The organism is Amycolatopsis sp. YIM 10 (genome assembly GCF_009429145.1).
Taxonomy (GTDB): Bacteria; Actinomycetota; Actinomycetes; order Mycobacteriales; family Pseudonocardiaceae; genus Amycolatopsis.
Genome location: NZ_CP045480.1, coordinates 10,151,525 through 10,164,511 on the forward strand (window position 1 = coordinate 10,151,525; position 12,987 = coordinate 10,164,511).

13 protein-coding genes are annotated in these 12,987 nt (G+C 69.6%); 5 read left to right on the plus strand and 8 right to left on the minus strand.

Annotation, left to right across the window (positions count from 1 at the left end):
- The first annotated feature begins 22 nt into the window (after positions 1-22).
- Positions 23-445 carry an SRPBCC domain-containing protein gene (locus YIM_RS47310; RefSeq protein ID WP_153036536.1) on the plus strand — a complete coding sequence of 141 codons (423 nt, stop codon included), beginning with the start codon at positions 23-25 and terminating at the stop codon, positions 443-445.
- Between the two features lie 13 nt (positions 446-458).
- On the opposite strand, the gene YIM_RS47315 is transcribed toward YIM_RS47310, so the two are convergent.
- A complete protein-coding gene (locus YIM_RS47315; protein ID WP_228004452.1) occupies positions 459-1,118 on the minus strand; it encodes a response regulator transcription factor in 660 nt (219 codons plus the stop codon).
- The gene (locus YIM_RS47320) at positions 1,106-2,200 is read right to left on the minus strand and encodes a histidine kinase (RefSeq protein ID WP_228004453.1); all 1,095 of its coding nucleotides are present in this window, start codon (positions 2,198-2,200) and stop codon (positions 1,106-1,108) included. The genes YIM_RS47315 and YIM_RS47320 overlap by 13 nt, the downstream gene beginning before the upstream one ends.
- A 113-nt stretch (positions 2,201-2,313) precedes the next feature.
- On the opposite strand from YIM_RS47320, the gene YIM_RS47325 reads away from it, so the two are divergent.
- Positions 2,314-2,538: a hypothetical protein gene (locus tag YIM_RS47325; RefSeq protein ID WP_153036538.1), complete on the plus strand. Its 225-nt coding sequence runs from the start codon at positions 2,314-2,316 to the stop codon at positions 2,536-2,538.
- Here YIM_RS47325 and YIM_RS47330 read toward each other — a convergent pair.
- Positions 2,510-3,193 (minus strand): SDR family oxidoreductase, encoded by a 684-nt coding sequence (locus YIM_RS47330; RefSeq protein WP_153036539.1) that lies wholly within the window; start codon positions 3,191-3,193, stop codon positions 2,510-2,512. The genes YIM_RS47325 and YIM_RS47330 overlap by 29 nt on opposite strands.
- A 58-nt stretch (positions 3,194-3,251) precedes the next feature.
- On the opposite strand from YIM_RS47330, the gene YIM_RS47335 reads away from it, so the two are divergent.
- Complete coding sequence (locus tag YIM_RS47335) at positions 3,252-4,568, plus strand: MFS transporter (RefSeq protein WP_153036540.1); 1,317 nt, start codon at positions 3,252-3,254, stop codon at positions 4,566-4,568.
- Between the two features lies 1 nt (position 4,569).
- On the opposite strand, the gene YIM_RS47340 is transcribed toward YIM_RS47335, so the two are convergent.
- Positions 4,570-5,004, minus strand: coding sequence for a MarR family winged helix-turn-helix transcriptional regulator (locus tag YIM_RS47340; RefSeq protein ID WP_228004454.1), 435 nt, complete (start codon positions 5,002-5,004; stop codon positions 4,570-4,572).
- A gap of 155 nt (positions 5,005-5,159) precedes the next feature.
- On the opposite strand from YIM_RS47340, the gene YIM_RS47345 reads away from it, so the two are divergent.
- Complete coding sequence (locus tag YIM_RS47345) at positions 5,160-6,104, plus strand: ATP-binding cassette domain-containing protein (RefSeq protein WP_153036542.1); 945 nt, start codon at positions 5,160-5,162, stop codon at positions 6,102-6,104.
- Between the two features lie 10 nt (positions 6,105-6,114).
- The gene (locus YIM_RS47350) at positions 6,115-6,855 is read left to right on the plus strand and encodes an ABC transporter permease (protein WP_153036543.1); all 741 of its coding nucleotides are present in this window, start codon (positions 6,115-6,117) and stop codon (positions 6,853-6,855) included.
- 67 nt (positions 6,856-6,922) lie between these two features.
- Here YIM_RS47350 and YIM_RS47355 read toward each other — a convergent pair whose 3' ends face one another.
- The 4 genes from YIM_RS47355 to YIM_RS47370 form a co-directional block, all read right to left on the minus strand.
- Positions 6,923-9,013, minus strand: a complete 2,091-nt coding sequence (locus YIM_RS47355) for a PhoX family phosphatase (RefSeq protein ID WP_153036544.1) — start codon at positions 9,011-9,013, stop codon at positions 6,923-6,925.
- Positions 9,014-9,176: 163 nt separating this feature from the next.
- Positions 9,177-11,228, minus strand: a complete 2,052-nt coding sequence (locus YIM_RS47360) for a PhoX family phosphatase (RefSeq protein WP_153036545.1) — start codon at positions 11,226-11,228, stop codon at positions 9,177-9,179.
- A gap of 89 nt (positions 11,229-11,317) precedes the next feature.
- Positions 11,318-12,502 carry an MFS transporter gene (locus tag YIM_RS47365; protein WP_228004455.1) on the minus strand — a complete coding sequence of 395 codons (1,185 nt, stop codon included), beginning with the start codon at positions 12,500-12,502 and terminating at the stop codon, positions 11,318-11,320.
- A complete protein-coding gene (locus tag YIM_RS47370; protein WP_153036547.1) occupies positions 12,481-12,975 on the minus strand; it encodes a hypothetical protein in 495 nt (164 codons plus the stop codon). The genes YIM_RS47365 and YIM_RS47370 overlap by 22 nt, the downstream gene beginning before the upstream one ends.
- Between the last annotated feature and the right edge of the window lie 12 nt (positions 12,976-12,987).

The window sequence follows — 12,987 nt, forward strand, 5'->3', positions numbered from 1 at the left end:
GTAGGCGGTCATGCTAGCTCTCATGACTCAGGGAACGAGCCCGGTCGGGCGCACGCGTGACGCGGGCTGGCAGATCGGGGTGTCGAAGACGGTGGACCACCCGGTCGCCGTGGTGTGGGACTTCATCACCTCACCGGAGGGCGTGGCGATCTGGCTCGGCGAGGGCGTCACGGTCTCGCGCGAGGCGGGCACCGGGTACGAGACCAAGGCCGGGGTCCATGGTGAAATGCGCAGCTTCCGCGAACTGGACCGCCTCCGGCTCACCTGGCAGCCGCCCGGCTGGTCGCACGACACCACGCTCCAGCTCACGGTGACCTCCGCCGGTGAGGGCCGCGCGCGGCTCGGCGTCCACCAGGAACGGCTGGCCGATGCCGCCGAGCGCGAGCGGCAGCGGGCGCACTGGAAGGCCGTGGTCACCGAGATCGTGGCGGCGCTCGACCGTTGAATGAGTTCGGCCGCTAAATCAGTTCCGCGTCGTGCACCAGCAGCGCGATCTGCACGCGGTTGTTCAGGTCGAGCTTGGTCAGGATCGCCGAGACGTGCGTCTTCACCGTGGACACGCCGAGATGCAGGGTCCGGCCGATCTCCGCGTTGGACAGGCCCCGCCCGACCTCGACGGCGACCGCGCGCTCGCGTTCGTTCAACCGGGCCAGCCGCTTCACCGCCCCGGTCCGGCGACGGTCCTGATCGGACTCGGCGACCCGGTCCATCAGGCGGCGGGTCACCGCGGGAGACAGCACCGGGCTGCCTTCCGCCACCCGGCGGACCGCGGCCACGATCTCGGCCGGCGGGGTGTCCTTGAGCAGGAATCCGGCGGCCCCGGCACGCAGTGCGCGGAGCACGTGGTGGTCGGCGTCGAAGGTGGTCAGCACCAGCACCTCCGGCGCCGACGGCCGCGCGCGCAGTGCTTCGGTGGCGGTGAGCCCGTCCATCGCGGGCATCCGGATGTCCATCAGCACCACCTCGGGGTGGTGCGCCTCGACCAGGGGGAGCACCTCGGTGCCGTCACCGGCTTCGGCGACCACGACCAGGTCGTCGGCACCGCCGAGCATCAGGCGCAGCCCGGCGCGCACCAGCGGATCGTCGTCGACGAGCAGTACCCGGATCACGGCGGCCACGGTAGCCAGGCCGAGACCCGCCAGGTACCGGCGGCATCCGGTCCGTGGCTCAGCCGCCCGCCCGCCACGGCCGCGCGTTCGGCCAGGCCGATGAGCCCCTGGCCCGTACCGACCGGCCGGTCCGCCGCTTCGTTGCGCACCTCGACGCGCAGGCCGTCGCCGGGCGCACCGTCCACTTCGATCTCGACGACCGCGCCGGGCGCGTGCTTGCGCGCGTTGGTCAGGCTCTCCTGCACGATCCGGTAGACGGTCCGGCCGAGCGTGTCCGGCGGCTCACCGGTGATCTCGTGCCGGAACTCGACCCGCATGCCCGCGTGCCGCGATTCGTCGACCAGCGCGCTCAGGTCACCGACTGCCGGCTGCGGCCGCTCGGCCGAACCGTCGACCGGAGCACGCAGCACCCCGATCACCTCGCGCAGGTCCTGGAGCGCCTGGTGCGAGCTTTCCCGGATCACCCTGGCGGCCAGCGCGATCTCGTCGGCGGGCGCGTCCGGCCGGAACTCCAGCGCGCCCGCGTGCACGCTGAGCAGCGAAAGCCGGTGGCCGAGCACGTCGTGCATCTCGCGGGCGACCTCCTCCCGCGCCGCGCGGGCCGCCCGTTCCTGCAGCGACACCAGCAACTTGCGCCGGTGGTGGACGGTCAGCCCCCAGCCGACCACCGCGCCCTGCACCACCAGGCCGAACGCCAGCAGCAGATACGCGGGAGCGTCCGGCTCGGGCCGCAGCAGCTGGTACGCGATCGAGGCGAGCACGCCACCGGCGAACACCAGCCCGGTGACCCGCGGTGGCCGGTGCACGGCCACGGTGAACAGCGCCACCATCGCCGCTCCGCCGACCAGCTCGGAGAAGGTGGACAGCGCGAACAGCACCACCGCGAGCCGCACCGGCCAGCGGCGGCGGAACCACAGCGCGGCGCAGCCCAGCGCCCCGGTGATCTGGTCGAGGTGGAACACCCACTCCGGCTCGGGCAGCGGCCACCACTGCATCCTGGCCGTGGCCAGCCACAGCCCGAACGCCGCGGCGAACAGGAACAGCGCGCTGTCCACCAGCCAGTCACGCACACCGCGCCGCGGGATGTTCACAGCCCGAACCTACCCAGCTTTCCCGGCTCCGCGGGCGGATCCGATACCGAAGTCGGCCGCGCCGGTACCTTCGGTCGTTCTGAACGCACCGGTCCGCTCCCTACCGTCGTGCCATGCGCAAACCGCTGGAAACCCTGGGCGGCCTGCTGGTGCTGATGGGCATCAGCGGCACCATCGACCACCTCGCCTACCAGCCGATCCTCGGCCCGTTCCTGAACGCGTTCAACCGGTACGTCTTCCCGCACTTCGACGCGCTGCACGGGTACGAGCTCTACGCGAACCTGCTGGTCGCGGTGATCGGCGTGGTGGTCATCGCGGCCGCACGACGAGTTCGGTGAGGTGCGCGTCCGGGCTCGCGGACACCGCGGCCAGCACCGCCATCGCCACCGAGTCCGGCCGCAGGTACCGGTCGGGGTCGTACTCGTTGCCCTCGTGGGCCACGACCGCGCGCTGCATGTCGGTGTCGGTCCGTCCAGGGTGGACGGACGTGACGCGGATACCGTTCGGTTCCTCCTCGGCGCGCAGCACGTCGGCGAAGGCGCGCGCGGCGAACTTGCTGGCCGCGTAGGGCCCCCAGCCCGGCCGCGCGTTCAGCCCGGCGCCGGAGTTGATCACCACGACGTGCCCCTTCGCCGCCCGCAGCGCGGGCAGCAGCAGGCGGGTCAGCTCGGCGACCGCGACCACGTTCACCTCGTAGTTGCGCCGCCAGTCCTCGGCCGTGGCCTGCTCGACCGTGCCCAGATCGGCGACCCCGGCGGAGTGCACCAGCACGTCGAGCCGGTCGATTCCGGCGACAGCGGCGCGCACCGCGTCGAAGTCGCTCAGGTCGACCGGCCACGGCCGTGAGCCGGGCAGTTCGGCCGCGCGCTCGGCGAGCGCGGCGGCGTCACGGCCGCCGAGCAGCACCTGGTGACTGGGTTCGAGCGCGTGCGCGACGGCGGCGCCGATCCCTCGGGAAGCGCCGGTGATCAGTGCGAGCGGCTGTTCGGTCATGGTCTCCACGGTAAGAGGCTCTTGACTCACGGGCTCGGCGGGCTTCTGATGTTCGATCATGAAGTCGACGAAGACCGAGCCCGGTGACCGCGTGCTCCGCAAGGTGGCGCTGCGGCTGATGCCGTTCCTCTGCCTGCTGTACTTCGTGAACTACCTGGACCGGGTCAACATCGGCTTCGCCGCGCCGAACGGGATGAACGAGGAACTCGGGCTCACCGCGACCGTCTTCGGCTTCGCGTCGGGCATCTTCTTCCTCGGTTACCTGCTGCTGGAGGTGCCGAGCAACCTGGCGCTGCACCGGTTCGGCGCCCGCCGCTGGATGGCCCGGATCATGATCACCTGGGGCGTGGTGGCCACCGTGATGGCGTTCGTGCCCAACGCGACCACGCTGGTCATCCTGCGCTTCCTGCTCGGTGTGGCGGAAGCGGGCTTCTTCCCCGGCATCATCCTGTACCTGACCTTCTGGTTCCCCGCCGCGCAGCGCGCGAAGGCGGTGGCGATGTTCATGGCCGCGGTGCCGATCTCCTCGGCGGTCGGGGCGACCGTCTCGGGGCTGCTGATCTCCGGTGGCGACGGCGTGTTCGGGCTGTCCGGCTGGCGGTTCATGTTCCTGGTCGAGGGCGTGCCGGCGATCCTGCTGGCCTTCGTCACCTGGTTCTACCTGACCGACCGCCCGGAGAAGGCCAAGTGGCTGACCGAGAGCGAGCGCGAGTGGCTCTCGTCCACTTTGGCCGCGGAGAAGGAGAACACCGAGCAGAAGCACCACTGGCCGCTGCGCAAGGCGCTGACCCACCCGCGCATCCTGATGCTGGCGTTCGTCTACTTCGGAATCGCCTACGGCCTCTACGCGCTCGGCTTTTTCCTGCCGACCATCATCAGCGGCTTCAAGCAGCAGTTCGGCGTGCAGTTCTCGATCACCGAAACCGGGCTGATCACCGCGATCCCGTACGTCATCGGCGCGGTCGTGATGGTGCTGTGGGCACGTCACGGCGACCGGACCGGCGAGCGCACCTGGCACGTGGCGATCCCGATGCTGATCGGCGGCGCGGCCATCCCGGTCGCGCTGTACCTCGGCAACCCGATCATGGCGATGGTCGCGGTGACCATCTGCGCCACCGGGGTCTGCTCGGCGCTGCCGACCTTCTGGGCGCTGCCGTCGACCTTTCTCTCCGGTGCCGCGGCGGCCGGTGGCATCGCGATGATCAACTCGCTGGGCAACATCAGCGGGTTCGCCGCGCCCTACATCACCGGCTGGCTCAAGGACGCCACCGGCAGCCAGCGGACCGGGATGTGGGCGGTCGGGCTGTGCATGCTCGCCGCCGCCGGGGTGGCCATCGTGCTGGGCAAGCAGATCAAGCGGGACACGCTTCAGTAACTCAGTAGCTCAGCCAGCTCTCGTCGTCGGTGGCCCGTGCCATCAGTTTCTGCAGCAGGCCGCGCAGCGCCTCGGTTTCCCGTGCGCTGAGCCCGGCGACGAGATCGCGTTCGGCCAGCATCATCGGACCTTCGGCGGCGGCGAGCAGCCGTTCGGTGCCCTCGGTCAGCACCAGCCGCACGGTCCGCCCGGTCGCGCCGGGCACCCGGTACAGGTGCCCGGCGTCTTCCAGCTCACCGACCATCTCGTGCAGTGACTGGCGGCTGACGCCGAACTGGCGCGCCAGTTCCGCCATGGTCAGCTCCGGTTCCAGCTGGAGCTGGACGAGCACGCCGAACTGCCGCGCGGTCAGCCCGAACCGGCGCAGGCGCTCGGCGGCCTGCCGCGACGCGACCGTGTGCGCGTAGGCGAGCAGGTACGGGATCGGTGGCTTCACGTTGCTCACAATAAACGTCGACTGTCAAGGCTCCTGACGTTTTGCGATGTTTTCGATTTAAGCTTCTTGAGCTTCAAATCCGGCAAATCCCCTACCGAGATCGGTCTCGCGCTGCCCGCGAATCGGGCAGCTCAAATTTGAGCAAGGGAGCAACGATGATCCATGCCCGCGGTCTGACCAGGCATTTCCGGGTCAAGAAGGAGACCGTGGTTGCCGTGAACGGACTAGATCTGGACGTCGAGGAGGGCGAGCTGGTCGCCTTCCTCGGTCCGAACGGCGCCGGCAAGTCGACCAGCCTGCGCCTGCTGACCACCCTGCTGCCGCCGACGGCGGGCACCGCGACGGTGGCGGGACACGACATCCGCTCCGCGCCGGCCGCCGCGCGCGAGCGGATCGGGTACATCGGCCAGGGCAAAAGTTCCGGTGACTACTTCCGGGTCGCCGACGAGCTGTTCAGCCAGGGCCGCTGCTACGGACTGAGCCGGGCGGAAGCCCGGCGGCGAGCCGGTGAGCTGCTCGCCGTGCTCGACCTCGAAGCACTCGGAAAGCGTTACGCCAACACGCTTTCCGGCGGCCAGCGGCGTCGGCTCGACATCGCGCTCGGGCTGATCCACCGGCCGAAGCTGCTGTTCATGGACGAGCCGTCGTCCGGACTCGACCCGCAGAACCGGGCGAACCTGTGGGAGCACATCCTGCGCCTGCGGCGGGAGTACGGCACCACGATCTTCCTCACCACGCACTACCTGGACGAGGCCGACGCGATGGCCGAGCGGGTGCTGGTGATCGACCACGGCCGCGTGATCGCCGACGACACCGCGGCGAACCTGAAGGCGAACCTGGCCGGTGACCTGATCACCGTGGTGGTCGACGAACCGCGACGGGCGGCGGAACTGGCCCCGCCCGCCAAGGAGGTGCTCGTCGACGGCGAGCTGGTGACCGTCCGCCTGGCGGGGCAGGCGACCGCCGCGCTGCCCCGGTTCCTGCGGGAGCTGTACCGGGAGGGCATCACCGTGCGCTCGGCCGATCTGCGCCGCCCGACCCTGGACGACGTGTTCCTCAGCCTGACCGGCCGCAGCCTCCGTGAATCCGATGCCGCGTAAGGAGTTCTGGATGAACCTGCTCAATCACACCGGCGTGGTCTTCGGCCGGGAGATCAAGCCGAGCCTGCTCAGCCCGTGGGGGCTGCTGATCACCATGGTGCAGCCGCTGGTGTTCCTGCTGCTGTTCGGCCCGCTGCTGCCCGGTGACGGCTCGCCGTGGCAGTGGTTCGTGCCGGGCATCCTGGTGATGCTCGCCCTGTTCGGCACCATGGCCTCCGGCTACGGGCTGCTGATGGAACGCGGCGGCGGCTCGCTGGAACGACTGCTGGTCACCCCGGTCAGCCGGACCGCGATGCTGCTCGGCCGGGTGCTCAAGGAGGTCGTCCTGCTGGTGGCGCAGGCGGTGCTGATCACCCTGGTGGTGCTGCCGCTCGGGTTCACCCTGCACCCGGCGGGCGTGCTGGCCGGGCTGGCACTGCTCGCGCTGCTCGGCACCGGCATGGGGGCGTTGTCGTTCGCGCTGGCGATCGCGGTGCGCAAGCAGGACACGCTGTTCTGGGCGATCCACCAGACGGTGCTGTTCCCGCTGCTGCTGCTCTCCGGCGTGCTGCTGCCGATCGACGGGGCGCCGGGCTGGCTGCACACGGTGGCCCGGATCAACCCACTGTCCTATGTGGTCGATGCGGAACGGGCGCTGTTCCGCGGGGAACTGGCCACCGCCTCGGTGCTGCACGGGAGCCTGGCGGTGGCGGGCATCGCCGCGGTCGGCCTCTACCTGGGCACGGTGACCATGCGGAAGGCGACCGAGTAGGGCGATGCCTGAAGGTGGCTTTCCCGGCAGGTTTCGAGCGCCGGGAAAGCCACCTTCACCGCGTCCGTCAGCGAACGCCGATCTTGCCCGGCAGGTGGCGGTCGCGCTTGCGCCACGCCGAAACGATGGCCGGGCGCGGCTGGGTGTTGCCGCCGTCGGGCCAGTGCGAGGTGGGGCTGCCCGAGTTGGGCGCGTCCTCACCGGGGTGCTGCACGGCGACCAGCACCAGGTTCTCGGTGATCACCGGGCCGCAGGTCTCCGCGCCGGTCGGCACCGAGAGGAACTGCTGCACCTTGCCGCGTTCCGGACCGCTCACCGGCACCGAGAACAACCCGTCGTGGGAACCGAGCGCGTTGCCGTCGGTGGAGATCCACAGGTTGCCGTGCGGGTCGAAGGCCACGTTGTCCGGGCACGAGATCGGCGAAACCTGCGACTTGTCGAAGCCGCCGAAGTAGGTGTCGGCCGTCTTCGGGTCACCGCAGACCAGCAGCAGGCGCCAGTTGAACTTGGTCGCCGTGGCGCCGCCGACCTCCTCGAACTCGAGCACGTGCCCGTTGCGGTTGGTGTTGCGCGGGTTGGCCTCGTCCGGGCCGCCCTTGCCCGCCGCGCCGCGGTCGGAGTTGTTCGTCAGCGCGCAGTAGATCCGGCCGTTGACCGGGTTCGGCTCGATGTCCTCCGGGCGGTCCATCTTCGTGGGCATGACCTTGTCCGCGGCCTGCCGGGTGAAGACGTACACCTCCTCGGCGGTGAAGCCGTCCACAAAGGACTTGTTGCCGGCGGCCAGCGGGATCCACTCGCCGCTGCCGTCGAACTCGCCGTCGCTGGGCAGTTTCCCGGTGCCGTCGATCTCGGCGGCCGGGGAGTCGCCGGTGAACCGGCCGACATACAGCGTGCCGTCGTCGAGCAGGCTCGAGTTGTGGCGGCGGGCGTGCGCGCTGTTGCCCTTCTTGTACTTGCCGTTCGACACGTACTTGTAGATGTACTCGAAGCGCTCGTCGTCACCGGAGTAGGCGACCACGCGGCCGTCCTCGGCGATCTTGATCGCGGCACCCTCGTGCTTGAACCGGCCGAGGTGCGTGTGCTTGACCGGCGTCGAGTGCGGGTCGTGCGGGTCGATCTCGACCACCCAGCCGAAGCGGTTCGGCTCGTTCGGCTCCTTGGTGACGTCCCAGCGCTTGTCGAACCGCTCCCACTTCCGGGTGCTCGCGGCACCGGAGAGCCCGTAGCGCTTGAGTCGCGCGGCCTGCACCGGATCGGTCACCGCACCGGCGTTGGCGAAGTACTGGTTGAAGTTCTCCTCACCGGAAAGCACCGTGCCCCACGGGGTCACGCTGCCCGCGCAGTTGTTCTGCGTGCCGCGCACCACCTTGCCGGACGGGTCGGCGGAGGTCTTCAGCAGCGACGAACCGGCGGCCGGGCCGCGCACCTCGAACTCGGTGTTCAGCGTGATGCGCCGGTTGAACGGGCTCGGCACCACCCGCAGGCCGCCGTGGACCGGGTCGCGCAGCGCCTGCACCACGGACATGCCGTGCGCCGCCCAGGCGATCTTGACCTGCTCCTCGGTCGGATTGGCCGGGTCGTACTGGTCCACCGGGAACATGTGCACCTCGGTGGTGTACTCGTGGTTGGCCACGAGCAGGTTCGCGATGCCCAGCGGGTCCTGCGGGATCAGCCCGACGAAGTCGTTGTTGTAGCCGAACTGCTTCTCCTGCGCGGCCGCGGTCTGCTTGTGGAAGTCGAACTTCGGCGCGCCGGGCACCACCGCGTCGCCCCAGCGGATGACCACGTTCTGGTCGTAGCCGGGCGGGATGGTGACCGCGTCGTTCGTGTTCGGCGGCACCGGGTCGAAGTCGGTGCCGGGCACCTTCTTCGTCGGCTTGCCACGCCCCTCGGCGGCGGTCTCGGCCCCTGGCGCCGCCGCGGCGGTACCGGACAGCGCGGCGAAACCACCGGCGGCCGCGGCCATCACCGCGCTGGCCTTCAGCGCGCCACGACGCGAAAGCACGTTCTTCGCGACGTCGCCGAAGTACTCGTTGTCGGAGGTGTTCGGTTCGGGGTGCGCGCAGGCGTTGCCGCAGCGGTACTCACAGGTGACCGACGAGCGGCCCCCGGGGTGCGACGTGAGCAACGGCAGGAGCCGCTGGGGCTCGACGGACACGGTGCCTCCATGGTGGTCCAGTCAGGGGAACGCCGTGACGTTAAGCGACCAAGGAGAGCCCACTCCGACTTCAAGGTGAACAGCGGACCAACACGGTGTGGCGCACGACCCGCGTGAACGTGCGCCACACCACGATGACCAGGTCATTCAGCTTGAACCGAGGTCAACCGCCGATATCGGACAGGCCGTGCCGACCCGGCTGCCAAACCGCCACCACGGACGGCCTCGGCACGCTGGAACCGCCGTCGGGCCAGTGCGAGGCGGGATTGTCGGCGCTCGCGCCGTCCACTTCACCCGGATGCTGGACACAGACAGTGACCACTTGGTCGCCGACGATCGGGCCGCAGGTCTCCGCCCCCTTCGGCACGGTCAGGAACAGCTTCAGGTTCCCGCGCTGCTTGCCGTCCAGCGGCACGCCGTACAGCCCGTCGTTGATGCCGAGCGCCCCGGCCGAGTCGGTGGAGATCCACAGGTTGCCGTGCCGGTCGAAGGCCACGTTGTCCGGACTGGAGATCGGCGAGACCTGGTCCTTCGGGAAGCCGGCGAAATAGGTGTCCGGTGCCGACGGGTCACCGCAGACCAGGAACAGCCGCCAGCTGAACTTCAGCGCCAGCGCGTCGCCGCCCGCCTCCTCGAACTCCAGCACCTGGCCGTGCTTGTTGTTCAGCCGCGGGTTCGGCTCGGTCACGCCCTCCTTGCCGGGGTTGCCGCGTTCGACGTTGTTGCTCAGCGCGCAGTAGATCCGGCCGGTCTTCGGGTGCGCCTGGATGTCCTCCGGCCGGTCCATCTTGGTCGCGCCGACCTTGTCGGCCGCCTCGCGGGTGAACACGTACACCTCTTCGGCGGTCATTCCGTCCACAAAGGACTTTTTGCCGGCGGCCAGCGGGATCCACTCGCCGCTGCCGTCGAACTCGCCGTCGCTGGGCAGTTTCCCGGTGCCGTCGATCTCGGAAACCGGGGAGTCACCGGTGAACCGGCCCACGTACAGCGTGCCGTCGTCGAGCAGGGTCATGTTGTGGCGGCGGGCGTGCGCGCTGTCGCCCTTCTTGACCTTGCCGTTCGAGATGAACTTGTAGATGTACTCGAAGCGCTCGTCGTCACCGGAGTAGGCGACCACCCGGCCGTCGCCGGCGATCCGGATGTTCGCGGTCTCGTGCTTGAACCGGCCGAGGTGCGTGTGCTTGACCGGCGTGCTCCCCGGGTCGTGCGGGTCCAACTCGATCACCCAGCCGAACCGGTTCGCCTCGTTGAGCTGCTTGGTCAGGTCGAAGCGGGAGTCGAAGCGCTCCCACTTGCGCACGGTCTCGGTGCCCTTGATGCCGTAGCGCGCGAGCCGCTTCCTGGTCTGCTCGTCGGCCACCAGGTCGGCGTTGGCGAAGTACTGGTTGACGTTCTCCTCGCCGGACAGGATCGTGCCCCACGGCGTGACCCCGCCGGCGCAGTTGTTCATCGTGCCGAGCACCACGGTGCCGGTCGGGTCGGCGGAGGTCTTGAGCAGGTCGCTGCCCGCGGCCGGGCCGGTCACCTTGAACGGCGTGTGCAGCGTGATGCGCCGGTTGAACTTCGACATCTTGGGCCTGAACTGCCCGCTCCACGGCGTCCGGGTCACCAGCACCACGGTCAGCCCGTGTGCCGCCCAGGCGACCTTGACCTGTTCTTCGGTCGGATTGTCCTCGTCGTAGCCGGGGAACATGTGCGTTTCGGTGGTGTACTCGTGGTTCGTCACCAGCAGCGACGCGAGCCCGGCGTGGTCGAACGGCAGTAGCGCGGCGAAGTCGCAGTTGTAGCCGAACTGCTTGGCCTGCGCGTCGCCGGTCTGCTTGGTGATGTCCCAGGCGGGCGCGTCCGGCAGCACCGGATCACCCCAGCGGATCACGATGCCCTGCTCGTAGCCTTCCGGTACGACCACGGCGTCGAGCGTGTTCGGCTCGACCCGCTTGAAGTCCAGGCCCGGTGGCGGCTTCGGCTTGCCCGCCTCCTGGTCGGGTGCGGCGAGCGCGGGAGCGGCCGTGGCCGCCAGGCCGCCGGTGGCCAGCGCGACCACCGCGCCCGCCTTCAGCGCGCCGCGGCGGCTGACCTCGGTCAGCACGTCGGCGAAGGTGGGGTTCGCCGAGGTGTTGGGAACTTCGTGGAAGCAGGCGTCCCCGCAGCGGTAGGTGCAGGTGACGGCCGCGCGGCTGGGTGAGTGGCCGGTGAGCAACGGCAGGAACTTCAACGCGGACCTCCAGGTTCGGGGATCCGACGCTAGGCCAACCGACCTACGGAGGCCATCCCTCCGTTGGTCGGTTGTTCACCTTTCGTTCACTAGAACTCTTCGCCGACCAGTGCCGCGGTGGCCGGTACGCGGTGTTCGTCCGGAGTGCGCTGCTTGATCGCGAGCAGCCCGCCGGCCAGTACACAGAGGACTGCGGCGGCCAGGAACGGCGCCTGCGGTGAGCCGAACCACTCGGCCACGTGCCCGACCACGGTGGCCGCGACCGCGCCACCCATCCAGCGGAGGAAGTTGTAACCCGCGCTGGCGACCGGCCGCGGTGCGTCGCTGACCGACATCGCGGTCCCGGTGAACAGCGTGTTCAGCAGGCCCGACACCAGCCCGGAGGCGATGATCGCGACCACCAGCACCGGCTTGCTCGGCACCATCATCACCGCCAGCAGCACCGCGTAGGCGAGCACGGCGACCACGGTCGCGTGCCGTTCACCCAGCCTGGCCGCCAGCTTCGGGGCGAACACCACCCCGGCGACCGCCACGCACAGACCCCAGCCGCAGAACACCAGTCCGACCGCGATCGCGCTCCACTCCAGCACGAACGGGGACCAGGCGAGCACGGCGAAGAAGGCGGCGGTGTAGAGCGCCGAGCCGATGGAGGTCCGCAGCAGGCCGCCGTGCCCGAGCGCGCGGATCGGGTCCAGCAACCGCACGCGCGCACGTGGCTCGTCCTTGTCGCTCTTGAGGAACAGCGAGCACAGCACCAGCGCGCCCGCCATCAGCACCGCGGTGCCCAGGAACGGGCCGCGCCAGGAAATGTTGCCGAGCAGCGCGCCCAGCAACGGCCCGACCGACAGGCCGACGCCGAGCGCGGCCTCGTAGAGCAGGATCGCGCCCGCCTGCCCGCCGGTGGCGGCGCCGACGATCACCGAGAGCGCGGTCGCGATGAAGAAGGCGTTGCCGAGACCCCAGACCGCGCGCAGCCCGACCAGCTGCTCGATCGATCCGGCGGCCGCGCACAGGGCGGTGGCCACCACGATCAGCGTGAGCCCGGTGAGCACGGTTCGCTTGGCCCCGAACCGCGCGCTCATCGCGCCGGTGAACAGCATCGCCACCACCTGCACGCCCAGGTAGGAGGAGAACAGCAGGGTCACCTCGGACGGTGAGGCGTGCAGACCTTCGGCGATGGAGAGCAGGATCGGGTCAACGAAACCGTCGAAAAGACACTCAAACGGAGTAGCGGCCGAGAGGGTGTCGTCGACTAGCTCGCCGGCCGCTGCCACAACCGCCTTGCGGCGTATCGACGCAGGTCAGCGAGCGACCGTGTCGACTGGCCGCGGGTCTGTTTGCCAATATCGCGGTACTCGAACACGGACATGTCGACCAACCGGACGTAGAGCGTCCGCGGGTCAACGACGAGTTGTTCGGCTATCTCGCCGGCGTCATCGGACCAGAGCAAGGCGTCGACAAGTTCGGGAACGATGATCAGCCGACGAGCGGCGACCGCGTGCACACGCCGCTCGAGTCGACTGTCGAGCCACGCCACGCCGCAGTAGCCGAGCACGTCGTCGCGTCGCTCGTGGTGGACGATTTCGTGCGCGACAGTGCACCGCGCTTCGGCCTGATTCAAGAGCGGGTGAACCCGAATCCGACTACCGCGGTAGTCGCCCCACCCTGTGACGGCAGACGACACGACGACTTCGGCGCCGAGCACTTCGGCGTGCCGGTATGGGTCGTAGGCGCGGCCCCATTCCATGCGTGTTCCTCC